The organism is Qipengyuania qiaonensis, assembly GCF_019711515.1.
GTDB lineage: Bacteria > Pseudomonadota > Alphaproteobacteria > Sphingomonadales > Sphingomonadaceae > Qipengyuania > Qipengyuania qiaonensis.
Window position 1 is genome coordinate 21,468 of the sequence record NZ_JAIGNO010000017.1, and the last position, 21,971, is coordinate 43,438.

The 21,971-nt window shown below is 61.5% G+C and carries 23 protein-coding genes and 1 tRNA gene; 10 read left to right on the top strand and 14 right to left on the bottom strand.

Translation table 11 applies throughout. From position 1 onward, the window contains the following. The first annotated feature begins 33 nt into the window (after positions 1-33). Complete coding sequence (locus tag K3174_RS15770; protein ID WP_221560397.1) at positions 34-639, top strand: DUF4136 domain-containing protein; 606 nt, start codon at positions 34-36, stop codon at positions 637-639. After that, positions 636-1,775, top strand: a complete 1,140-nt coding sequence (locus K3174_RS15775) for a M14 family metallopeptidase (RefSeq protein WP_221560398.1) — start codon at positions 636-638, stop codon at positions 1,773-1,775. The genes K3174_RS15770 and K3174_RS15775 overlap by 4 nt, the downstream gene beginning before the upstream one ends. Before the next feature lie 9 nt (positions 1,776-1,784). Here the strand turns inward: K3174_RS15775 and K3174_RS15780 are convergent, their stop codons facing one another. The 5 genes from K3174_RS15780 to K3174_RS15800 form a co-directional block, all read right to left on the bottom strand. Beyond that, entirely contained in the window at positions 1,785-1,958 is a 174-nt protein-coding gene (locus tag K3174_RS15780; RefSeq protein ID WP_221560399.1) for a hypothetical protein, read from the bottom strand. Positions 1,959-2,030: 72 nt separating this feature from the next. Next, entirely contained in the window at positions 2,031-3,050 is a 1,020-nt protein-coding gene (locus tag K3174_RS15785; RefSeq protein WP_221560400.1) for a S66 peptidase family protein, read from the bottom strand. After that, positions 3,047-3,451: a cytidine deaminase gene (locus K3174_RS15790; protein ID WP_221560401.1), complete on the bottom strand. Its 405-nt coding sequence runs from the start codon at positions 3,449-3,451 to the stop codon at positions 3,047-3,049. Before K3174_RS15790 ends, K3174_RS15785 begins: the two co-directional genes overlap by 4 nt. A 10-nt stretch (positions 3,452-3,461) precedes the next feature. Then, positions 3,462-4,190: a glycoside hydrolase family 25 protein gene (locus K3174_RS15795; protein WP_247712238.1), complete on the bottom strand. Its 729-nt coding sequence runs from the start codon at positions 4,188-4,190 to the stop codon at positions 3,462-3,464. Positions 4,191-4,199: 9 nt separating this feature from the next. Beyond that, positions 4,200-4,703 (bottom strand): UPF0262 family protein, encoded by a 504-nt coding sequence (locus K3174_RS15800; RefSeq protein ID WP_221560402.1) that lies wholly within the window; start codon positions 4,701-4,703, stop codon positions 4,200-4,202. A 139-nt stretch (positions 4,704-4,842) separates the two neighbouring features. Here K3174_RS15800 and K3174_RS15805 point away from each other — a divergent pair, with 139 nt between their 5' ends. Next, positions 4,843-6,363 (top strand): replicative DNA helicase, encoded by a 1,521-nt coding sequence (locus K3174_RS15805; RefSeq protein WP_221560403.1) that lies wholly within the window; start codon positions 4,843-4,845, stop codon positions 6,361-6,363. Between the two features lies 1 nt (position 6,364). Here K3174_RS15805 and K3174_RS15810 read toward each other — a convergent pair whose 3' ends face one another. Then, on the bottom strand, positions 6,365-7,546 hold the full coding sequence (locus K3174_RS15810; RefSeq protein ID WP_221560404.1) for a phospholipase D-like domain-containing protein: 1,182 nt from the start codon (positions 7,544-7,546) through the stop codon (positions 6,365-6,367). A 110-nt stretch (positions 7,547-7,656) separates the two neighbouring features. Between K3174_RS15810 and rpoZ the strand changes: the two genes are divergently transcribed. Together rpoZ and K3174_RS15820 are read left to right on the top strand one after the other, a co-directional pair. Beyond that, positions 7,657-8,001 carry a DNA-directed RNA polymerase subunit omega gene (rpoZ, locus tag K3174_RS15815; RefSeq protein ID WP_221560405.1) on the top strand — a complete coding sequence of 115 codons (345 nt, stop codon included), beginning with the start codon at positions 7,657-7,659 and terminating at the stop codon, positions 7,999-8,001. A 121-nt stretch (positions 8,002-8,122) separates the two neighbouring features. Then, the gene (locus K3174_RS15820; protein WP_221560406.1) at positions 8,123-9,196 is read left to right on the top strand and encodes a DUF3667 domain-containing protein; all 1,074 of its coding nucleotides are present in this window, start codon (positions 8,123-8,125) and stop codon (positions 9,194-9,196) included. Positions 9,197-9,226: 30 nt separating this feature from the next. On the opposite strand, the gene ftsH is transcribed toward K3174_RS15820, so the two are convergent. The 7 genes from ftsH to K3174_RS15855 form a co-directional block, all read right to left on the bottom strand. Beyond that, positions 9,227-11,185, bottom strand: coding sequence for an ATP-dependent zinc metalloprotease FtsH (gene ftsH, locus K3174_RS15825; protein ID WP_221560407.1), 1,959 nt, complete (start codon positions 11,183-11,185; stop codon positions 9,227-9,229). A 157-nt stretch (positions 11,186-11,342) separates the two neighbouring features. Further along, a complete protein-coding gene (locus K3174_RS15830; RefSeq protein WP_221560408.1) occupies positions 11,343-11,966 on the bottom strand; it encodes an exopolysaccharide biosynthesis protein in 624 nt (207 codons plus the stop codon). A gap of 52 nt (positions 11,967-12,018) precedes the next feature. Beyond that, on the bottom strand, positions 12,019-12,468 hold the full coding sequence (locus tag K3174_RS15835) for a MaoC family dehydratase (protein ID WP_221560409.1): 450 nt from the start codon (positions 12,466-12,468) through the stop codon (positions 12,019-12,021). Then, a complete protein-coding gene (locus K3174_RS15840) occupies positions 12,468-13,883 on the bottom strand; it encodes an aldehyde dehydrogenase family protein (protein ID WP_221560410.1) in 1,416 nt (471 codons plus the stop codon). Before K3174_RS15840 ends, K3174_RS15835 begins: the two co-directional genes overlap by 1 nt. A gap of 25 nt (positions 13,884-13,908) precedes the next feature. After that, a complete protein-coding gene (locus K3174_RS15845; RefSeq protein ID WP_221560411.1) occupies positions 13,909-14,988 on the bottom strand; it encodes a CaiB/BaiF CoA transferase family protein in 1,080 nt (359 codons plus the stop codon). 10 nt (positions 14,989-14,998) lie between these two features. Next, positions 14,999-16,150 carry an acyl-CoA dehydrogenase family protein gene (locus K3174_RS15850; RefSeq protein WP_221560412.1) on the bottom strand — a complete coding sequence of 384 codons (1,152 nt, stop codon included), beginning with the start codon at positions 16,148-16,150 and terminating at the stop codon, positions 14,999-15,001. Positions 16,151-16,215: 65 nt separating this feature from the next. Then, positions 16,216-16,289 (bottom strand) — tRNA-Gln (locus tag K3174_RS15855). Positions 16,290-16,477: 188 nt separating this feature from the next. Between K3174_RS15855 and K3174_RS15860 the strand changes: the two genes are divergently transcribed. Together K3174_RS15860 and K3174_RS15865 are read left to right on the top strand one after the other, a co-directional pair. After that, the gene (locus K3174_RS15860; RefSeq protein ID WP_221560413.1) at positions 16,478-17,695 is read left to right on the top strand and encodes a Ppx/GppA phosphatase family protein; all 1,218 of its coding nucleotides are present in this window, start codon (positions 16,478-16,480) and stop codon (positions 17,693-17,695) included. Then, a complete protein-coding gene (locus K3174_RS15865) occupies positions 17,688-18,347 on the top strand; it encodes an RlmE family RNA methyltransferase (RefSeq protein WP_221560414.1) in 660 nt (219 codons plus the stop codon). The genes K3174_RS15860 and K3174_RS15865 overlap by 8 nt, the downstream gene beginning before the upstream one ends. A 61-nt stretch (positions 18,348-18,408) precedes the next feature. On the opposite strand, the gene K3174_RS15870 is transcribed toward K3174_RS15865, so the two are convergent. Beyond that, complete coding sequence (locus K3174_RS15870) at positions 18,409-19,080, bottom strand: c-type cytochrome (RefSeq protein ID WP_221560415.1); 672 nt, start codon at positions 19,078-19,080, stop codon at positions 18,409-18,411. Between the two features lie 136 nt (positions 19,081-19,216). Between K3174_RS15870 and K3174_RS15875 the strand changes: the two genes are divergently transcribed. From K3174_RS15875 to K3174_RS15885, 3 genes are all read left to right on the top strand, one after another. After that, positions 19,217-20,110, top strand: coding sequence for a prephenate dehydratase (locus K3174_RS15875; protein WP_221560416.1), 894 nt, complete (start codon positions 19,217-19,219; stop codon positions 20,108-20,110). Next, positions 20,107-21,036 carry a class A beta-lactamase gene (gene bla, locus K3174_RS15880; RefSeq protein ID WP_221560417.1) on the top strand — a complete coding sequence of 310 codons (930 nt, stop codon included), beginning with the start codon at positions 20,107-20,109 and terminating at the stop codon, positions 21,034-21,036. The genes K3174_RS15875 and bla overlap by 4 nt, the downstream gene beginning before the upstream one ends. A 150-nt stretch (positions 21,037-21,186) precedes the next feature. Continuing rightward, positions 21,187-21,971 (top strand): outer membrane protein (locus K3174_RS15885; protein WP_221560418.1); only part of this gene is annotated, 785 nt, incomplete at its 3' end.

Sequence of the window (21,971 nt, forward strand, 5' to 3'; positions counted from 1 at the left end):
TTCGCCGGAAAGACGTGAGAAGGATCGCAGACCATGAAACCCCTAGCCCTTGCCCTTGGAATCGTCACAGCCTTGTCGCTTGCCGGCTGCACTACCCGCCCCGGACCGGTCGAAGTGACCCGCTTTGTTGCTCCCGACCGGGTGGCGCAACTGGGCCAAGGAAGCATTTTCGTCGAAAGCGCGCCGGGCGGTGAGGCCAACGGTCTGGAACTCAGTACCTACAAGGCCGCTGTCGCCGATGAGTTGCGTCGCCTCGGCTATTCGGAAAGCTCGCGCGATGGAGCGGCCCAGGTCGCGCAGATCAGCCTCGAGCGCTACGTCGTCGGCAGCGGTGGGCGCCGCAACCCGGTCAGCGTGGGCGTAGGCGGGTCGACCGGCAATTATGGCTCCGGCGTGGGTGTCGGCATCGGTATCAATCTGGGTGGTGGACAAAAGGATCGGCTCGGCACCGAGCTGGCCGTCACGATCCGCGAGAAGGCCAGCGGCCAGAGTATCTGGGAAGGCAGGGCCGATTTCCAGGCGCCGGAGAATTCAGCCCTTGCACGAGGCACGGCGAACGCCCAGACGGTCGCCTCCGCGCTGTTCCGGGAGTTCCCCGGCAATAATGGCGAAACGATAGAAGTAGAGGTTACCGAGTGAGTGATATCAGGATCGATTCCGCCTTCGACAGCGGCAATATCGAAGTGCTGTCGGTGGACGGCGCCAGCGCGGTGCTGGCGATCCCGAAGGACACGAATAGCGAATTCAAGCAGTGGTTCCATTTCCGCGTTTCCGGCGCGGCGGGGCGCGAACTCGAACTCAAGATCACTGGCCTGGAAGAAAGCGCCTATCCTGGCGGCTGGCCGGGTTACGATGCGTGCGTATCGGAAGATCGCGACTATTGGGGGCGGGCGGCTTCCTCCTACGACAAGAGCGCGGATGGCGGTACACTGACGATCCGCTACACACCGGCAAGCGACATCGCCTGGTTCGCCTATTTTGCGCCCTACTCGATGGAGCGCCATCACGACCTCGTCGCCGAAGCGGCTGCTTCGGAGGGCGTTGACTACATCCACCTCGGCACTTCGCTCGACGGCCAGCCGATCGACTGCCTCGAAATGGGCGAAGGCGAACTCAAGGTCTGGCTGTATGCCCGCCAGCATCCCGGCGAAACGCAGGCCGAATGGTGGATGGAAGGCGCGCTGGAGGTGCTGACCGACCCCGCCGACAGCGTGGGTCGCGAACTGCGCAAGCGCTGCCGCCTGCATCTCGTACCCAATTGCAATCCCGATGGCTCGAAGCGCGGCAATCTGCGCGTCAATGCCGCAGGGTCGAATCTCAACCGCGAGTGGGCACAGCCCAGTGCGGACAAATCGCCCGAGGTTCTGGCCATTCGCAATCGGATGGATGAAACCGGCGTCGATTTCGCCATGGACGTACATGGCGACGAGGCAATCCCGGTCAGCTTCCTGGCCGGTTTTGAAGGTATACCTAGCTGGACCGACGAGCAGGGTGACGGCTATTACAGCTACGAAGCGATCCTCGATCGTCGCACGCCCGATTTTCAGACGGAGCAGGGATACACCAAATCGGCTCCCGGCAAGGCCAACCTGTCCATGAGTACCAATCAGGTAGCGGAACGCTTTGGCGCGACCGCGATGACGCTGGAAATGCCCTACAAGGACAACCCCGCCAGTCCCGAGCCCGAGCAGGGCTGGAGCCCCGAACGCAGCAAGATGCTGGCGCGCGATTGCCTTGCCAGCCTGCTCGAGTGGATCGACGCCCGGGAGGGCTGAGCGATCAGCTCACTCTTCGAGGATTTTCTGGGCGACCTGTTCGATCGTACCGGTGACCAGCAGCGGCTGGCCACCGACGATCCCGACCGTGGTCTGGCCGTTCTCGGCTGTGCGCAGCCAGGCGATGTTCGATGCGACCACGAGGTAGTTTCCGCCACGTGAATCAAGGGCTACGAATTTCATAACGGGGGTGTCTCCTGACACCTGCAAACTAGCCGGAGATCGCTCAAGGAGCGGTTAACGTGGTTACCGAATTCATACTACCGCGGGTTGGAGCATGCGCAACGTGCGCGCATCGGCATCGAGCTCAACCCCAAGCCCTACGGGCAGACAAAGCTGGTTGCCGACATGGCCGGTGTCGAAACCCGTGATCACGGGTTTGCCAAGCCCACCGAGGTGTTGGCCAAGGACATCGTCGAGCGTAAATCCCGCATAGTCCGGCTCACTCGATCGGCAGCGCGTGCACTGACCGAACACTATTCCTGCTACGCGTTCGAGTATCCCGGCAAGCGAAAGCTGCTGGAGCATGCGATCGATGCGATAGGGTTCTTCGTTGATATCCTCGAGGAACAGGATCGCATCGTCGAAATCCGGGAGCCATCCCGTGCCCATCAGTGTCGACAGGATGGTAAGATTTCCGCCAAGCAACGACCCACGAGCCTTCCCTGCAATCAGGGTTCGCGCCGGGCGACCGACCGCCCCTTCCACCGCAGCGCCGCCGAGAACCGGCATCCCCGCAGCGAACGCGATCCGCCACAGGCTCTCCCAGCTTTCCTTTTGCCAGCTACTGGCTGCGTTGGGTGCATGCAACGTGGGAAAGCCCGCCCGAGCGGCAATCGCCAGGTGCAGTGCCGTGTTGTCGCTGTAGCCGATGACCAGTTTGGGATTTGCGCGAATGGCATCCCAATCGAGCAGCGGCAGAAGACGGGCACCGCCCCAGCCGCCCCGCACGGCGAATATCGCGCGAACGTCCGGGTCCGCAAACATCGCGTTCACGTCGGTCGCGCGGTCGGCATCGGTCCCGGCAAGGTAGCCTTGGCGATCACCCACATGCCGCCCCAGCCTGGGCACCAATCCCATCCCCGTGATCCAGTGCACCGCACGATCAAGTTCATCGGGCAGAGTAACCGCACTTGCCGGCGCGACCAGACCGACGGTGTCTCCAACGCGCAAACGCGGCGGCTTGTGAGGAACTTTCGCCTCTATAGCACCGGGTATCAATGTCGCCCCTGCCAGCCCGCCGAGGAGGCCAAGCGCAGTGCGGCGAGCAATCATGCGAGGCTCGCAGGACCGAAAGCGTGCGGGAGCAGTTCGGACAGACGCAGCTTGCGCACCTCGTCCGGGCCGACACAGAGGATTTCGGGATCGGTTCCGCCCAGTTGCGCCAACTCGTTGAGTACCTGACGGCAGCGTCCGCACGGCGTAATCGCGTCGGCGCCGGGCCCTGTCACCGCGACGGCCTCCAGCCCACCGCGCACCCCATCGGCCATCGCCTTGGCAACCGCGACGGTTTCAGCACACAAGGCGAGGCCATAGCTCGCATTCTCGATATTCGTCCCTGTGACCACGCGGCCATCGGCAAAGCGCAGCGCGGCACCCACGGCAAAGTTCGAATAAGGAGAATAGGAATGGCGGGCGGCCTCCCGCGCGGCATCGATCAGTTCCCGGTCGGTCATTGCTGAATCCTCACGGCCGCACCACGACCCAGCGCAGGGGTTCCTGCGCAGCTTCGGTCTTGTACCAGCGGTTTGCCGTCCACATCAGCCATGGTCGAATTGCATAGTCGGGCTCGACCCAGCTGCGAGTCAGCCACAATTGACGGTCGAACCGGCGCGACGGCGCATAGGCCGCTTCGAACTCCTCAACCGGCGCAAGGATGGCGGGCTTGCCGCTATGTGCCTCAATCTGGTTGACGAGCGTGGTCAACTCGCTCTGCACCGCCGCATCGGATACGCGCGAAGGGCAATCTTCGGCGGTCCTTTCCAGCAGGATGGCAGGAGGCAGCAGATTACCGTCGCGCGGAACCATGGTCACGAAATTGGCCGATTGTCCGTCCGCTACGGCGCAGGGGTCGAACCGGTGTGTCGCGCCTACCGCCAACCCGGCATTGCGCGCGCGGGTCAGATTCTGTGCGAAAGCGATATCCTTCCCGCCAGCACCGTCGCTAGCTTCCAGATACACGAATTGGGCACCCAGCCCCGCTATAGTCCCGAAATCGACCGCGCCGTCGCCGGCGGCCACCAGGGCACCCTGATCGGGCCAGATTGCCTCTTCCGGTCGCCAACTGCGCCCTTTGTGCCAGATGTAAGCGCCTCCCGCGACGACCATGACCAGCAGGAACAACGCGACCTTTCCCGCGCGCGACAGCATGACCTTGGTGCCGGTCTTGCGCCGCCTGCGCCCCCGTTTTGCCATAAATCCCCCTCAGCCCTTGATATGCAGCACGCAAATCAGCGTGAAGAGGCGCCGTGCCGTGGCGAAGTCGGTTTCGATCTTGCCCTCGAGCCGTTCCACCAGCAATTCCGCAGCGCGATTGTGAATGCCGCGCCGCGCCATGTCGATCGTTTCGATCTCCATCGGTGTCGCCTTGCGGATTGCCTGATAGTAGCTATCGCATATGGCGAAGTATTCGCGGATGGGGCGGCGGAAACGCGCCAGGCCAAGCAGCAATTCCTCGAGCAATCGCTCCTCTGCATCGGCAATGGTCATGAGCAAACGCCCGTCGCGCACCGCAAGCTTCAAGCGGTAGGGGCCGTTCGCCCCGCGCTCCACCGCACGCAGCGGTTTGAAACTGTTTTCCTCGATAAGGTCGAAGATCGCGATCCGCCGCTCCTGTTCGATATCGGCGTTGCGCCAGATGATCGTCTCCTCATCGAGCTCGATATGCGCGATGCGGTGGTCGTCCGGAGAGGATGCGGAATCGGTCATGGTTGATGGCTGCTTTCGCAGAGATTGGAGGGGTGCGGCAAGGGGGTGATCAAGTGTCCCCACTATCCACAGCCCGTGCGGAAAATTTAGCTGCCCAAATTCCTTGTCACCGGGTCATGCCAGCGGGCATCAGGGACGGATGGCCGATACCGATCTCCTTTTCCCCGCCGACGATTCGACCGATACCAAGCCGGCGAAGGGTCCCGTCCTGCCCGCCAATCTCGAGGCGGAGGCGGCCTTTCTGGGCGCAGTGCTGATCGACAACAAGGTGATCGAGGAACTGACCACGCCCTTGATGGCGGAGCATTTCCACGAGCCGGTCCACCAGCGCATCTATGAGCGTGTGCTTCGGCTGCTGGACCGGAATTCGGTGGCCACACCGGTAACGCTGAAGCCCTATTTCGAAAGCGACGAGGCGCTGAAGCAACTCGGCGGTGTTACCTATCTGGCCCAGTTGACGGCTGACGGCCAAGGCCTCCTTCACCCGCGCGAACTGGCCGAACAGATCTACGATCTCGCCCTTCTGCGTGAACTGGTGAGCGTAGGACGCAACCTGGTCGAAGGCGCGCTCGACACTTCGGACGAAGTCGAACCGCTGCGCAAGATCGAACAGGCCGAGGCCGACCTCTATCGCGTAGCGGAAGGCGCCAGCACCGGCAGCGAGGCACAGACTTTCCGCAAAGCGGCCTTCGGGGCGCTGGAAGTCGTGCAGGCAGCGATGAATTCGGGCGGGCGGTTCTCCGGCAAGACCACCGGCCTCGACACGATCAATGACAAGACATCGGGCCTGCATAATTCGGACCTTGTGATCCTTGCCGGCCGCCCGGCCATGGGCAAGACGTCGCTCGCCACCAATATCGCCTTCAACGCCGCACGGCGGCTGATGGACGACGAAAAATCGGGCATCGAACGCGAAAAGTCCCCCGGTGCGGGCGTCGCCTTCTTCAGCCTCGAAATGAGTGCCGACCAGCTCGCCACGCGTATCCTTGCCGAACAAGCCGAAATCTCCAGCGAAAAGCTGCGTTCGGGCAAGCTCAGCCGTGAGGAGTTTCAACGACTGTCCTTCGCCAGTCAGGAACTGACCGACCTGCCGCTTTTTATCGACGACACTCCTGCACTGACCATCGGCGCACTGCGCACGCGCGCCCGGCGGCTCAAGCGGCGGCACGATATCGGCATCGTAATCGTCGACTATCTCCAGCTGTTGCAGGGTTCGGGCCGCGCCAGCGACAATCGTGTCAACGAGATTTCCGAAATCAGCCGCGGCCTCAAGACGCTGGCCAAGGAGCTGCACGTCCCGGTGATCGCGCTCTCGCAGCTATCGCGGCAGGTGGAGCAGCGCGAAGACAAGCGCCCGCAACTTGCCGATCTGCGCGAATCGGGCTCGATCGAGCAGGATGCGGACATGGTCTGGTTCATCTACCGCGCCGAATATTACCACAACGCGCTAAAGCCCGACACGCCCGACGAAACCAGTTCGGAAGAGGTGCGGATGAAGTACGCCGAGTGGGAGGCGCGCCACCTCGAGCTGGTCAACAAGGCAACATTGATCGTCGCCAAGCAACGTCACGGATCGACCGGCAATGTCCCGCTGCTGTTCCACAGCGAGATCACGAAGTTCTCAAGCCCCGATGTGCGGCACTACGACGATTACGAATAGATCAGATGCCGAGGTTAAGGCGCCGGGTCACCGTGTAATCGACCACCGATACCAATAGCCAGCTGAGGTTCCAGCGAATGCGGTTCCACAGCGTCGCCCGCCGTTTGTGCAGCGGAATGGTAATCCGTTCGGATGCGGCGATGTGCTGGCCGATGAACTCACGCATCCGATCGGCCAGCGCGGCATCTTCCACCTTCAGCACCAACTCGAGATTGATATAGAGGCTGCGCATGTCGAAGTTCGCGCTGCCCATATAGACCGCGTCGTCGAGCACGATCAGTTTGGTGTGCAGCTTGCATGGTGCGAACTCCCAGATCTGCGCACGTTTCGATAGCAGGTAATCGTAAAGCGAGCGGCTGGCGCCGATGGTCGCGCCATTGTCCGATTTGCCTGCCATCACCAACCGCGTTTTCCCCTTCTGCGCGATGCGCCCCATACGGCGGAGGAGCTTCTTGGGCGGGCTGAAATAGGCCATGAACATGTCGAGTCGGTCGCCTTCTATCAGGTCGTCCGACACGCAGCGTGCCCAGCTCGACAGGCCACGGGTCGGGCCGCCGACGAGCCAGGTAATATCCGGCTTTGTCCATTCCCATTCGCGCACCGTGCGCGCTATCTCGCGGGCGTGCTGTTCTTCCCGCTCGGTCCACTCGCGCAGTCTCGCGTACCAGTCATTGAGGCCGGCGACCGCCAGGCCTTCGATTACTATCCCGAGATCGTTCCATCCATTGTTGGCAGGCGATGCGAAATAATCGTCGGCAATGTTGAACCCGCCGAACATTGCCCTTGTCCCGTCCGCGATCACCAGCTTCTGGTGGTTGCGGATCAGATAGCGGCGCGTCCATCTGGCCGAGAAACAGAGGAATTCGCCTCCCGCGTCGACCAGTGGCTGGAGAAATTCGTCACTCGCATCGGCGCCGAAGCGATCGACGATCAAAGTGACATTCACTCCGCGCCGGGCGGCGACTACGAGCGCATCGCGGAACTGGGTGCTGACAGTGTCTTCGGCAAAGATGTAGAAACAGACTTCAAGGCTGACTTGCGCCGTTTCGACGAGCGAGAACAGCGCCGCGCGCCGATCCGATCCACCCGGATAAAACGAGAGACGTTGGCCCGCGGCGTCGACCTCGAACGGCTCCGGATCGGTGAATTCCGCGATATCGCAAGCGGCTAGGCTTTCTCCCATTTGCGATGCCTTACTCGCTTGCAGGCAGACGGCAAATCCTTGACTGGCGGGCGCCGAACGCCTACGTCGCACGCTTTCCCGGAATCACTTGATTTGCATCGGAGTGCCCAATGGCGCGCGTTACCGTAGAAGACTGCGTAGACAAGGTCCCCAACCGTTTCGATCTCGTCCTGCTGGCCGCCCAGCGGGCACGCGAGATTTCCGGCGGTGCGGAGATGACCGTCGATCGCGATCGTGACAAGAATCCGGTCGTCGCCCTGCGCGAAATCGCGGAGCAGACGATCAAGCCCAAGGAACTGCACGAAGCCGCCGTCACCAACCTGCAGAAGATACTTCCGGACGACGACGACGAGATGGATGAAGTGGGTTCGCTGAGCCAGTCGGCGGAAGCGCTGCGGATCACAGCTTCGGCACCGACCCGCTCAACGTCTATCGGGGCCGATTACGACGGCTGACGCGGTCGGTCGACCGGAAATTGCCAAAGGGCCGCTCCGGAAGGGGCGGCCCTTCTTGTATTAGGACGAAATTTCTCGCGACAGCTTTCCTCACCCTCGGTAAATCAGTAAACGACTTTTCATGACGGAAGATTTCGGGGACTTGGCGTCAGGCGCAAGCGATGCGGCAACGGGGGGTTTGATAGCGCGAACGCTGGAAGACCCCACGGGCTTGCGCAAAGGGCATACGCGGGAAAACGCCTGCCTCAATTGCGGTGCCGAACTGGTGGGAGCTCATTGCCACAATTGCGGGCAACGCGCGCACATCCATCGGACACTCGGCGCGTTCTTTCACGACCTCCTGCATGGCGTCCTCCATTTCGAAGGAAAGACCTGGCGCACACTGCCCTTGCTCGTGTGGAAGCCAGGCAAGCTGACCCGCGAATATATCGACGGCAAGCGGGCGAGCTATGTCAGTCCGATCGCACTGTTCCTGTTCGTCGTGTTCTTCAGCTATGCGCTTTTCAGTGCCTTAGGCGGCGACCAGGCGCTTTCCCCGCAAGTGACCGGTTTCGAACAGGCCAAGGCGGCCTATGCGACGAACGAGGAGGAATTGGTCAAGCTGCGGAACGATCGTCAACGCAATCTCGACGATCCGGAGAGCCTGGCTAGAATCGATGCAGAAATCCAATCTCTCGAAGACGACCAGAAAGGCCTCGGGACGGTTCTGGGCGGTGTGGGAGACGAGTTCGAAAAGGATTTCATCGCAGGGTTCGAGAAGACGCCTCTTCCTGAAGATAGCGGGCTGGCCAAAGCTATCGAGAAAGTGCGCAAGAACCCGCAATTGGCGATCTACAAGGCGCAAACCAACGCGTATAAGTTCAGCTGGATGCTGATACCGCTCAGCGTCCCGTTCGTCTGGTTGCTATTCCCCTTCAACCGCAGATTCAAAGGCTACGACCATACGGTCTTCACGACCTACTCGATCGCCTTCATGATCATGCTCGTGGCCGTCGTTAGCCTGCTGTTCTACTACGGCTGGGGCGGTTTGGGCGGCCTTCTGCTGTTCTACGCGCCATGGCACATGTACCGCCAGTTGCGCGGCGCCTATGAGCTGGGCCGTTGGGGGGCGCTATGGCGAATGCTGACACTCAGCATGTTCGCTTGGGTCGCTATTGGCCTGTTCATCTCCGTCATCGGCGCAATGGCCGCCTGAGCCATCCGACTTTACCGATAGCGGGCGTGCCTATACTCCCTGTGGCGCAGCCCCTCCGCCAAATTTCTTGCCCGCCTTGGGCACAGCAGTTCCGGCGATCGGCTTGACGGGAGTTGAACTCTTCGGCTCGTCCGGCCGGTCGATCTTCCCGTCCTTCATCAACTGGTCGATCTCTTCGCCCGTCAGCGTCTCATATTCGAGCATCGCTTGAGCGAGCAAATGGAGCTTTTCCTCCTGTTCGGTGAGGATGTCGGTGGCCCGCTTCAATCCGCCTTCGACCAGCGACTTGATCTCGGCATCGATCAGCTTGTTCGTCTCTTCGCCGGACATCGTCCGCGCAGTCTGTCCCATGCCAAGGTAGCCTTCTTGGCTCGCTTCGTATTGCAGGGGCCCCAGCTTGTCGGACATGCCCCATTTGGTGACCATGTTGCGCGCCAGATCGGTGGCATACTGGATGTCGCCGCTCGCGCCGCTGGACACCTTGTCGTGTCCGAAGATGATTTCTTCGGCAACGCGCCCGCCCATGGCAACGGCGAGGTTCGCGTGCATCTTGTCGCGATGATAGGAGTAATTGTCGCGTTCGGGCAGACGCATGACCATGCCCAGCGCGCGGCCGCGCGGGATGATCGTGGCCTTGTGTATCGGATCGGATGCCGGCTCGTTGAGCGAAACCAGCGCATGGCCCGCCTCATGATAAGCGGTCATCTTCTTCTCGTCCTCGGTCATGACCATGCTGCGGCGCTCGGCGCCCATCATGACTTTGTCCTTGGCGTCCTCGAACTCCTGCATCGCCACGAGGCGCTTATTGCGCCGGGCAGCCAGCAATGCCGCCTCGTTGACGAGATTGGCGAGATCCGCGCCCGAGAACCCGGGTGTGCCGCGCGCGATGGTGCGCGCATTCACGTCCGGAGCCAGCGGCACCTTTTTCATATGGACGGCGAGGATTTTTTCGCGACCCTCGATATCGGGTACCGGAACCACGACCTGCCGGTCGAAACGGCCTGGGCGCAGCAGCGCTGGGTCGAGCACGTCGGGGCGGTTGGTCGCGGCGATGATGATAATGCCTTCATTGGCCTCGAAACCATCCATCTCGACGAGCAATTGGTTCAGCGTCTGCTCGCGTTCGTCGTTCGAATTGCCAAGGCCGTGGCCACGTGATCGACCGACTGCGTCGATTTCGTCGATGAAGAGGATGCAGGGCGCGTTCTTTTTGGCCTGTTCGAACATGTCGCGCACACGGCTTGCGCCCACGCCGACGAACATTTCGACGAAGTCCGAGCCCGAAATGGTGAAGAAGGGCACGCCCGCTTCGCCCGCGATGGCCCGGGCAAGCAACGTCTTACCCGTACCCGGAGAGCCGACCAGCAGCGCACCCTTGGGGATCTGGCCACCCAGCTTGGAAAAGCGCTGCGGGTCCTTCAGGAATTCGACGATCTCTTCCAGTTCCTCGCGCGCCTCGTCGATCCCGGCAACGTCCGCGAAGGTCACCTTGCCCTGACGTTCGGTCAGCAGCTTGGCTTTCGATTTGCCGAAGCCCATGGCTCCCCCTGCCCCGCCGCCTTTCTGGACCTGGCGAAGCGCGAAGAAGGCGATCCCGAGGATAAGCACAAAGGGCAGAATCTGGATCAGCGCGTACAGAAGGATATTGCCGCTATCGGCCTCCGCGCCCGAATAGCGCACGCCATTGTCTTCCAGAAGCTGCGGCAAAGAAGTGTCGTTCGCTACGGGAATGGTCGAGAACTGCTCGCCATTCTTCATTTCGCCGACAATCTTTGTTTCGGATATCTGGACGTTGGCGACCGAACCTTCTGCCACCTTGTCGCGGAAATCGGAGTAGAGCAATTGGGTGCCGTTGCCCCCCGTGCCACCACCGAACACCGAAACGACCATCAGCAAGGCGAGGAATATGCCGCCCCAGATCATCAGGCTCTTCACCCAGGGGTTCGGCCCATTGCCCTCAGGCTCGGGCGGGGAATTCTGCTCGCTCATGCGCGGGTTCCTTTCATCCCTGATAATGTAGGATATGGCAGGTGAATGGCAAGTTGTCCTGCATCGCCAATTTTCCGCTCTCAGCCAACCAGACAGTCGATCACCCAGTGCACGCCGTTGACGCCATGCGAAAACACCGGATCAAACCTATCCAATTTCAGATCAAGGACAGCCCGCTGCCGTCGTTCGTCGCATTCAAATACACGTAGATACCCAGCGCCGTGGCAATTCCCGTAAATACGAGAGAGCCAAGCACAAGCGCACCGTCCCGTACGGTCAAAGCCATTCCGAGCACCGCGATAGCCAGCATCGGGATAGAGCTGGCGAAAGGAAGGAATTCAAGGGGCGGAACCGTGCAGCACAGCGCGATGACGATGAGCGCGACCAGTCTTATCACAGGCCCCTCGGTCAATCCTTCGAGACGACCTTCGCTATACCGATCGAGGAAGCTGGCGAGGCCACGAAGCTTGCGGACCGCCTTGTGCAATTTTCTCGAGCCGACGGCGCGCTGCTGCACGACTTGAGGCATCCAGACATGATCGCGGCCCACGAGGAGCTGGCCCGCGATCAGCGAAATGAACAACGCGAGCACAGTCGGAACGCCCGGAATCCCTCCCACCGGGGTGATCTCCAGCAAAGCCGGGATCATGATGAAGGGGCCGAAACTGCGCCCACCGAAATCGTCCAGCACATCCGCGACACGGACTTGGTCGCCATGCGATGCGAGCTCGTCGAGCTCGCGCAGCACGTCGGTCACGCTAAATGGTTCGCGATGCGGCAACTCTCTCTCCTTCCGCATCGACCGCTCGCCCCCCGGGGGTGTTGCCCGCTTTTCAGCCCGACTTTCTTAGCAATGCCGAGCGTTCGCACCGGCATACGATCTCGGCGCGCTGGTTCAACGCTTCATGCAGGAAGGTTACGATTCCCGCATCCGGGCGCGATTTGCTTTCGCGCAAACCAATCACCTCGCTCGTCGCATGCAGCGTATCGCCGATGAAGACGGGCTTTGGCATGACCAGCTTATCGTAGCCCAGATTGGCCACCAAGGTACCCAGCGTCGTATCGCCGACGCTGAGTCCCACCATAAGCGAGAACGTATAGGTTCCGTTGACGAGGATCTGCCCGAACTCGCTTTCTTTCGCCGCTTCCACATCGAGGTGGAGCGGCTGCGGGTTGTGGGTCATCACGGTGAAGAAGAGATTGTCGGCTTCAGTCACCGTGCGTCGAATGTCATGGGTCAGCTTATCGCCGACCTGCCAGTCGTCGAAGAACCTGCCAGCCATCAGGCAGTCATCACCGACTTGACCTCGAGGAACTCGTGGAAGCCGAAGACGCCCCATTCGCGGCCGTTGCCAGACTTCTTGTAGCCGCCGAACGATGCGTTCATGTCGTAGCCGCCGTTGATTGCGACCCGGCCCGCACGGATCTTGCGGGCGAGCTCCTTCGCCTTCTCGGTGTCCTCACCCATGATGTGCGCGGCAAGGCCGTATTCGGTGTCGTTGCCGATACGGATAGCATCGTCGTAGTCCTCGTAGCCGAGAATGCAGAGGACCGGGCCGAAAATCTCCTCTTGCGCGATCGTCATGTCGTTGGTGACATCGGCGAAGACCGTCGGCTTGACATAATGACCAACCTCGAGGCCTTCGGGCTTGCCGGGGCCACCCGCAACCAATGTCGCACCTTCTTCGACGCCCTTCTCGATCAGGCCCTGTATCTTGTCCCACTGCGCCTTCGAGACGACAGGGCCGATGGTGGCGTTGCCCTTGGGATCGCCGGGAACGACGCTTTCGGCAGCTTCCCTGGCCGCGACCTTGGCCTCCTCCATGCGCGCCTTGGGCACGAACATGCGGCTGGGCGCAGTGCAGGTCTGGCCCGAATTGCCCATCATTGCAGTCGTGCCGCGCGCGACCGAGCGGGTGAAGGAACTGTCATCCAGGATTATGTTGGGGCTCTTGCCGCCCAGTTCCTGGGCCACGCGCTTGACCGTGCTTGCGGCATTGGCCGCAATAGCAATCCCCGCGCGGGTCGAACCGGTGAACGAGATCATGTCGATGCCCTGATGGCCAGACATAGCCGTGCCAACGCCCGGACCATCACCGTTGATCATGTTGTAGACGCCCGCCGGAACACCCGCAGCATGCATAATCTCGGTGAAGATTGCGGCATCGACGGGCGCAATCTCGGAGGGCTTGAGGATCATCGTGTTGCCGGTCGCGAGCGCGGGGAAGACCTTGCAGGCGATCTGGTTGAGCGGCCAGTTCCAGGGGGTGATCATCCCCACCACTCCGATCGGTTCGTAGAGATGCGTTGTGATGCCGGCGGTCTGCTCGAACTCGAAGTTCTCGAGAATGCCGATGGCAGTCGCGAGGTGTCCGGCGATGAGGCCGGTGTGCGGGCCGCTCGCGAGGCTCATTGGGGCGCCCATTTCATCGCTCACGGCGCGGGCGAGGTCTTGCATGCTCTTTTCGAGTTCCGACTGAATCGAGCGCATCAAGTCGAGCCGTTCGGCGCGGGTCGAGAACTGCCAGCTCTCGAATGCCCGGCGCGCCGCGGCGACTGCGTTGTCGACGTCGGCGGCGGTACCTATGGAAATATGGCCGATGGTTTCTTCGGTCGCGGGATTTTCGACCGGGACGGTGTTCGGGGTTACCGGGTCGACCCATTGGCCGTCGATGTAGAACTGGGTGTACTCGTACATGGGCTATCTCCTCTTGGCGCTCGCCCTAGCCTTGTTGCGCCCATCGCTCAACGACGGCTTCGCCATCCTGAGTGCTGGCGCGGATTGTATTCGGCGTACGATCGAAACGCGGTGCGGGGGCAGTGTGCCAGCGCCCGTCGCGCTCGACGAAGGCTTCGCGCGCCTTCATGTGGGGATGGTCCTTGGCCTCGTCCAGCGGGATAACTGGCGCGAAGCATGCATCGGTGCCCTCGAGTAGCTCGCACCATTCGGCCTGTGTTTTCGTGGCGAACATGGCGGCAAGATCGTCGGCGTATTCGTCCCAGTTGCCCGGATTCATCTGACCTTCCTGCAGTATATCGGGCGCATCCGCGCGCTGCAGCAGCTCGGCGTAGAATTGCGGCTCGATGGCCCCGACGCTGATCTCCTTGCCATCCTTGCAGGTATAGCAACGATAGAAATGCGCGGCCCCGCCGAGCAGCCCAGTGCCGCGTTCGGCCGTGCGCAACGCGCTATGCGGCTGGCCGTAGAAAAAGCTCATCAAGCTGGTGACGCCGTCGACAATGGCGGCGTCGACGACCTGTCCCCTGCCACTGGCCTGTCGTTCGAATAGCGCGGCCAGAATACCCATCGCGCAGTACATAGAGCCGCCTCCGAAGTCGCCGACGAGGTTCTGAGGCGGTACCGGCAGTTCTCCCCGCCTGCCTATCGCATCGAGCGCGCCGGTAATGGCGATATAATTGAGATCGTGACCGGCGGCCTGCGCCAATGGGCCTTCCTGCCCCCACCCGGTCATGCGCGCGTAGACTAGCCGCGGATTTGCGGCGAGCATCTCTTCCGGGCCGAGCCCAAGCCGTTCCATCACACCCGGCCGGAACCCTTCGACCAGCACGTCCGCATGCCTGAGCGCGGTCTTGACGAACTCCTGCCCGGCTGTGCTCTTGAGGTCGACTGCCGCGCGATGCCGGGCGCGTTCGACCACCGGGTTCATCGGCTGGTGTCCGGCTCGTTCGATCCGGACGACTTCCGCACCCATGTCGGCCAGCATCATCGCCACATGAGGGCCGGGGCCGATACCCTGGAATTCGACAACCTTGAGGCCGGTCAGCGGACCGTTGCTCGACATATTGCTCTCCTCAGAAACTCTTGGGCAGGTCCAGCACATGTGTCGCCACATGGCTGAGGATCAGGTTCGTGCTGATCGGCGCGACCTGATACAATCGCGTCTCCCTGAACTTGCGTTCGATATCGTATTCCTCGGCAAAGCCGAAGCCGCCATGGGTCTGGATGCACATGTCGGCGGCGAACCAACTGGCCTCGCTCGCCAGCATCTTGGCCATGTTCGCCTCTGTTCCCGCGGTCTCGCCGGCGTCGAACATACGCGCCGCCTTGGTCACCATTTCGGCCGCGGCAGAGAGTTGAACATAGGCACGTGCAATCGGGAACTGCACACCCTGGTTTTCGCCGATGGAGCGGCCGAAGACACTGCGATCCTTGGCATAGGCAGCAGCCCGGTCAATGAAAAACCGTCCGTCGCCGATACACTCGCTGGCGATCAGGATGCGTTCCGCATTCATGCCCGAGAGAATATAGCGAAAACCGTTGCCTTCTTCCCCGATCAGCGCGCTCGCTGGCACGCGCAGATCGTCGAAGAACAGTTCTGTTGTGGCATGGTTCAGCATGGTGCGAACCGGGCGAATGGTCAGCCCATTGCCCACCGCCTCGCGCATGTCGACCAGCAGGACGCTCATTCCATCCGAAGACTTGGCGCACTCCTCACGCGGGGTCGTGCGGCAAAGCAAGACCATGAGGTCCGAATGCTCGGCCCGACTGATCCAGATTTTCTGGCCGTTGACGACATAGTGGTCCCCATCTCGCCGCGCGAAAGTAGATATCCGGGTTGTGTCGGTCCCGGCACCCGGCTCGGTTACACCGAAAGCCTGCAAGCGCAGTTCGCCGCTGGCAATCTTCGGGAGATACTCGCGCTTCTGCTCTTCCGAGCCGTGCTTGAGCAGGGTGCCCATCGTATACATCTGGGCATGACAAGCGCCACCATTCGATCCCGAGCGGTGAATTTCCTCAAGCACGGCGCAGGCTGCTTCGAGGCCGAGGCCGGATCCGTCATACTCTTCGGGAATCAGTACGGAGAGGAATCCCGCTTCGGTCAGCGCCGCGACAAATTCGCCCGGATAGGCGCGATCACGGTCAAGGCGTTGCCAATACTCGCCCGGAAATCCGGCGCACAACCGCCGCACCGCTTCGCGGATTTCCGGAAAGGTCTCGCTCAAACTCCGTCTCCCATTGCAACCTGTCTGGCGCGGGAAAACGGCTTTGGCAACGGTATCCGAAAAACTGGATGCCCCGTGAGGATTCGAACCTCAATTGACGGAGTCAGAGTCCGTAGTCTTACCATTAGACGACGGGGCATCAGCCGCCGGGCCGGCGAGAATCGTTTGCCGCTCCGGGGAAGAGGCCGCGCATCTAGTTTCGTCGCCCCGCGAGGTCAACCCCGCGCCGTGTGCACACTCTTGCCCCGCTTGCGCTTCGCCGCTAGCATCCAAGATAAGTCCCTGCGTACGGTGGTTTGCGTGGGAGGAATAAAGAAAGCTCTGGATATGGCGGATCATCTTCCGCCGGACACGACAAGGGGGCACGGGACACAACGGGGCGGCAAGTCCGGCAAGGTAGCCGATTTCCGCTACAAGCGCCCCTCCCGGCCCGAAGCCAAACCAGGCGACAGGCGAAATGTGCCACGCCGCGATGGGGCTTCGACACCCCGCCAGAAATCTTCGCCGAATATGCAGACCGGCCATGTACCGCGCAGGCAGGCTTATGCTGCTCTCGATCTGGGAACCAATAATTGCCGCCTGTTGATCGCGCGGCCCTCGGGCGAAAACTTCACCGTGATCGATGCTTTCAGCCGCGTTGTCCGGCTGGGCGAAGGACTGGCGGTCAGCGGCAGACTGTCGGACGAAGCGATGGAGCGCACGCTCGCCGCGCTGCACGTCTGCGCGGACAAGCTGCGTCGCCGAAATGTCCGATTGGCCCGATCGGTGGCCACCGAAGCCTGTCGGCGCGCCTCCAATGGCGAGGCTTTCATCCAGCGCGTAAAACGCGAGACTGGCATAATGCTCGACATCATATCTGCGCAGGAAGAGGCGCGACTTGCCGTGCTCGGCTGCCACATCCTGCTTGAAGAAGGCAATGGGCCCGCAATCATCTTCGATATTGGCGGTGGCTCTACCGAATTGGTACTGGTCCAGCCGGATGAAAAGATTCCGCGCATCATGGATTGGCTCAGCGTGCCGTGGGGTGTCGTTTCGCTTACCGATACCGTCAATGGATCGGATGAGAACGAGGCGAAGCGTCTAGACCGCTATGTAGAAATGCGCCGCACGGTGGGCCGGAGCTTTGCCGAGTTCGCGGAGCGGATCCGCGAACACACACATTCGGCTGAGCCTATCCGGCTGCTCGGCACCAGCGGCACGGTTACCACACTGGCCAGCCTTCATCTCGAGCTGCCTCAATACGACCGGCAGGCGGTGGACGGCCTGATCGTGCCTTCGAAATCCATGCGCGACATTTCCGGCCGCCTATCGCGCATGAGCGCGCCAGACCGCAAACAATTGCCCTGTATCGGCGACGACAGGGCAAACCTTGTCATAGCGGGCTGTGCCATCCTCGAATCGATCCTCGATATCTGGCCTGCCCAACAGCTCGGTGTTGCCGATCGGGGCATTCGCGAGGGTATCCTGCGCAGCCTGATAGCTGCGGATGCCGAGGGCGAACGCAGCCGCGTTGCGCTACAGAGGATGCGCGAACAGGATGTCTAGATCGGGCAAGGATCGCGAGACGCGAGTAAAAACCGCAAAGAAGCGCACGGCCAGCTCGACCCGTTGGCTGCAGCGACAGCTCAACGATCCTTATGTCAAACAGGCCAAGGCCGATGGCTATCGCAGCAGGGCGGCTTACAAGCTGATCGAGCTGGACGAGAAATTCGGCCTTCTGAAAGGCGGTTCGCGCGTCGTCGACCTCGGCATCGCACCGGGCGGCTGGAGCCAGGTCGTGCGGAAACTGAAGCCCAAGGCGCATGTGGTCGGCATCGACCTGCTCGAAGTGGAGCCTATCGATGGCGTTACGATCTTCCAGATGGATTTCATGGACGAGGATGCGCCGCGTGTGCTGGAGGAAGCGCTAGGCGGAAAGGCCGAATTGGTGATGAGCGACATGGCCGCCAATACCGTGGGGCACAAGCAGACCGACCACCTGCGGACCATGGGGCTGGTGGAGGCTGGTGCCTGGTTCGCTATCGAGAACCTTGCACCGGGCGGTACCTATATTGCCAAGGTACTGGCCGGCGGAACCGACAACGACCTGCTCAAACTGCTCAAGCAGCATTTCAGGACGGTGAAACATGCCAAACCGCCTGCGAGCCGCAAGGGCTCCAGCGAATGGTACGTCATCGCGCAGGGCTTCAAGGGCTGATGCCCTGAACGGAAAAGGCCCCGCCGGAGCGAGGCCTTTCGATCACCGCTAGTGCCGCAAACTATTCGGCCGGCTCGGCCGCACCACCGTCATCGGCGGCTGCATTCTCCGCCGCGGGAGCTTCTTCGGCGCCCGCGACCTCGGCCGCTTCCTCGCCCTCAAGCGCTGCGTCTTCTTCGATGGCTTCCTCTGCTGCCGGCGCGGCAGGCGCCGGCTTGGCAGGTGCCCCGCCGTTTGCGGCCAGATACTCCATGACATTGGCGCGATCTTCGGGTTTCGAAAGCCCGGCGAAGCTCATCTTGGTGCCATTTGCGAAGGCCCGTGGGCTGGCGAGCCATGCGTCCATATTTTCCCAGGTCCAGGTTCCGCCATGACCGCTCAAAGCGCTCGAAAAGGCAAAACCACCGTGCCCGGTGCCAATCGATTCGCCCATGACGCCATAGAGATTGGGCCCGATACCGTTCGCCCCGCCCTGCTCTATCGTATGGCAGGCAGTGCACTTCGCGAAGACCTTCTCGCCCGCCGCGGCATCTGCGCTGGCGAGCAATGTGCCGAGATCAGGACCATCGGCTGCACCGCCGTCCTCAGCTTCGCCCTGAATGAAAAAGCCGGGTTCCTCGGGATGTTCGGCACTGTCGGCGTGAAAGTACATGCCCGACACGATAGAGCTGCCCAGCGCCACGATACCGGCGAAGAGAACCCAGCCTGCGGCGGTGTTGAAACGATCGTCCATTGCGTAAAATACCCGGCGAAAATCGATTGATCAGATGGTTGCGCGCCGCTCTAGTGTGCACAGTCGTCTTTCGCAAGTGCACAGGCCGCAATAGCGCTTGATGCGGCGAGACGGCCACCTTAACGCGCGAGACACTATGCGCCAGTTCGCCAAACCAGCCCTCGCTCTCGTCGATTCCATGCGCGCAGCCGCTGCAATCAAACCGCTACAGGCGATCGCTTTCGGCGGTGCCCCCGGATCGAATTCGCACCAGGCGGCGATGCAGTTTGCCCCGGATGCGCTGCCTCTGCCCTGCTTCAGCTTCGAAGATGCGCTGGAGGCCGTGGACAGCGGCGCCGCGGGCTGCGCGATGATTCCGATCGAAAACAGCCAGCATGGGCGCGTGGCAGACATTCATTTCCTGCTGCCGGAAAGCGGGCTGGCCATCGTGGCCGAACACTTCATGCGCATCACTCACTGCCTGATGGCCTTGGGCGATGGACCGTTCGAGGCCGCTTACAGCCATCCTCAAGCGCTCGGCCAATCGCACAGATTCCTTTCGGAACGGGGGATCGTCGGCCTAAGCCACGCAGACACAGCAGGCGCAGCGGCCTTTGTGGCGGAAAGCGGCAAAACCAATATCGCCGCAATTGCCCCGGCGCTGGCCGCGAATCTTTACGGTCTAGAAATCGTCGAGCGCGAGGTCGAGGATGCGCATGACAACACTACCCGCTTCGTCGTCTTGGCAAAGGATGCGCTGGACCTGGTCGAACTGGCCGGCGCGCAGGCCATGACGACGTTCATTTTCGAGGTGAAGAACATCCCGGCAGCACTCTATAAGGCACTCGGCTGTTTCGCCACCAATGGGGTGAACATGACCAAGCTCGAAAGCTACCAGAAAGGGGCGAGCTTCGCCGCCACGCAATTTTTTGCCGATATCGAAGGTGCGCCGGGAGAGCCGCGGGTCGACGCCGCTCTGGACGAATTGGCTTTTCAGACAAATGGGGTCCGCCTGCTGGGCACCTATGCACAAGCCAGGAAACGCGGATGATGTTCGATCGCCGCAGTGCAATCGCCGGGGCTGCCGCACTAGTCGCCGGGGCTTGCGTTCCGCTCGAAACGAGCAATGACGGGCGACTGATGTCCAAGCTTGCCATTCTCGAGCGCGCTCTCGGTGGCCGACTCGGAGTCGCCTTCCACGATCCACTCCAAAGGGCCTCATTGTCATACCGGGGCCAAGAGCGCTTCCCGATGTGCTCGACATTCAAGGCATCGCTCGCCGCGCTGGCCCTGTCGCTGGAGCAGGAAGGCAAGCTCGATCTGTCGCAGCGCGTCACGTGGACGAAGAGCGATCTCATCTCCCATGTACCCTTCACTTCGACACGGATCGAAGAGGGCGCAACGCTTCGGGAACTCGCTTATGCGGCGCAGACCGTTTCAGACAATTTGGCCGCAAATCTTCTGCTGGACCGCGTCGGCGGGCCGGCGGGCCTGACTGCCTTCTGGCGCCGGCTTGGCGACGATGTGTCACGGCTCGACCGGAAGGAAACCGAGCTCAACTACGTCCGCGAGGGAGACGTCCGCGACACGACCACGCCCGCTGCCATGGCCCGAACGCTCGCCGCAATCCTGTCCTCCGGGGACAAAGGGCCTCTGACAACTGAGAGAGAGGCGGTGCTCCGACAGTGGATGATCGAATCCGTGACTGGGCTCGAGCGCGTGCGCGCGGGTTTGCCGCCTACCTGGATTGCAGGTGACAAGACGGGCACTTCGGGCACCCCACCGGGTATGGGCCAAGTACGTGGAGATATCGGCTTCACTCTGGGCCCGGCGGAGACAGCGATTTTTTTTGCGGTCTATCATCAGTCACCGGTCGACGCGCCGATCGACGGCGATAAAGTCGATGCGGTGCTAGCGCAGGTCGGGGAAATGCTGACTGTCTGGACACGGCAGCTATATACGATCGAAGTTAGCTGAGGCTGCCTCGGTCTGTGCCTCATTCAGATGTGATCTGTCGATCTTTGCCAAAATGTTACAAAAATAAGAACGATTTCGACCGGTAACTGACTCACTTGTCATACACTTTTGCAAACAGGTCGCGGCCTGCTCCGGAAAAGTGAGGGAATCATGCGCAAATTAACACTGGGTCTGGCCATGTGCTCGACCGCGCTCGCCGCGCCTGCGGTGGCAAAAGACGATACGGTTTATATCGAATTCGGCTTCGGTCCGATGTTGACACACGACTTCGAGCTTACCGAAGTAGTCCCCGATTCAGGGACTGAAATCACGCTCGAGTCGGATCTCGGCTTCGACGGCATGGCCCTGATCGGGTACGATTTCGGCGCTTTCCGTATCGAAGCGGAAGGTAGCTATCGCAAGGCCGATCATGACGAACTCGTCACCCCGGCGGGGACTTTCGATTCCGATCAACTGATCGGCAGTTCGTCTGCGGCTAGCCTGATGGCCAACGTATTGCTCGATTTCGGGAGCGATGACGGGATTCAGGCTTTTGTCGGTGCGGGCGCGGGTGGCGCCTTGGTCGATCAGGCGATCGCCATTACCCCGGCCGGAAACGAACAGAACTTGGTCAATGGCGACGAATGGGAATTCGCCTGGCAGGCGCTTGCCGGGGTACGCACCCCGATCACCGACAATATCGATGTCGGCCTGCGTTATCGCTTCTTCAATGTCCCGAATTATCGCCTTGGTGGCTCGTTCGACACGTCGGTCGTCGAAGGCGATTGGTCGTCGCACTCGCTGATGGCAACGCTGGCATTCAATTTCGGCGCGGCGGAAGCGCCTCCGCCCCCCCCGCCGCCTCCGCCCCCGCCTCCTCCTCCGCCGCCTCCGCCCCCGCCGCCTCCGGCGCCGGTCTGCGAGACGGGTCCGTACATCGTCTTCTTCAACTGGGA

Excerpts from the sequence above, each read along its gene's own strand:
- K3174_RS15770 (WP_221560397.1), top strand. The coding sequence starts at position 34 with ATGAAACCCCTAGCCCTTGCCCTTGGAATCGTCACAGCCTTGTCGCTT.
- K3174_RS15780 (WP_221560399.1), bottom strand. The coding sequence starts at position 1,958 with ATGAAATTCGTAGCCCTTGATTCACGTGGCGGAAACTACCTCGTGGTC.
- K3174_RS15785 (WP_221560400.1), bottom strand. The coding sequence starts at position 3,050 with ATGATTGCTCGCCGCACTGCGCTTGGCCTCCTCGGCGGGCTGGCAGGG.
- K3174_RS15790 (WP_221560401.1), bottom strand. The coding sequence starts at position 3,451 with ATGACCGACCGGGAACTGATCGATGCCGCGCGGGAGGCCGCCCGCCAT.
- K3174_RS15795 (WP_247712238.1), bottom strand. The coding sequence starts at position 4,190 with ATGGCAAAACGGGGGCGCAGGCGGCGCAAGACCGGCACCAAGGTCATG.
- K3174_RS15800 (WP_221560402.1), bottom strand. The coding sequence starts at position 4,703 with ATGACCGATTCCGCATCCTCTCCGGACGACCACCGCATCGCGCATATC.
- K3174_RS15805 (WP_221560403.1), top strand. The coding sequence starts at position 4,843 with ATGGCCGATACCGATCTCCTTTTCCCCGCCGACGATTCGACCGATACC.
- K3174_RS15810 (WP_221560404.1), bottom strand. The coding sequence starts at position 7,546 with ATGGGAGAAAGCCTAGCCGCTTGCGATATCGCGGAATTCACCGATCCG.
- rpoZ (WP_221560405.1), top strand. The coding sequence starts at position 7,657 with ATGGCGCGCGTTACCGTAGAAGACTGCGTAGACAAGGTCCCCAACCGT.
- K3174_RS15820 (WP_221560406.1), top strand. The coding sequence starts at position 8,123 with ATGACGGAAGATTTCGGGGACTTGGCGTCAGGCGCAAGCGATGCGGCA.
- ftsH (WP_221560407.1), bottom strand. The coding sequence starts at position 11,185 with ATGAGCGAGCAGAATTCCCCGCCCGAGCCTGAGGGCAATGGGCCGAAC.
- K3174_RS15835 (WP_221560409.1), bottom strand. The coding sequence starts at position 12,468 with ATGGCTGGCAGGTTCTTCGACGACTGGCAGGTCGGCGATAAGCTGACC.
- K3174_RS15840 (WP_221560410.1), bottom strand. The coding sequence starts at position 13,883 with ATGTACGAGTACACCCAGTTCTACATCGACGGCCAATGGGTCGACCCG.
- K3174_RS15845 (WP_221560411.1), bottom strand. The coding sequence starts at position 14,988 with ATGTCGAGCAACGGTCCGCTGACCGGCCTCAAGGTTGTCGAATTCCAG.
- K3174_RS15860 (WP_221560413.1), top strand. The coding sequence starts at position 16,478 with ATGGCGGATCATCTTCCGCCGGACACGACAAGGGGGCACGGGACACAA.
- K3174_RS15865 (WP_221560414.1), top strand. The coding sequence starts at position 17,688 with ATGTCTAGATCGGGCAAGGATCGCGAGACGCGAGTAAAAACCGCAAAG.
- K3174_RS15870 (WP_221560415.1), bottom strand. The coding sequence starts at position 19,080 with ATGGACGATCGTTTCAACACCGCCGCAGGCTGGGTTCTCTTCGCCGGT.
- K3174_RS15875 (WP_221560416.1), top strand. The coding sequence starts at position 19,217 with ATGCGCCAGTTCGCCAAACCAGCCCTCGCTCTCGTCGATTCCATGCGC.
- bla (WP_221560417.1), top strand. The coding sequence starts at position 20,107 with ATGATGTTCGATCGCCGCAGTGCAATCGCCGGGGCTGCCGCACTAGTC.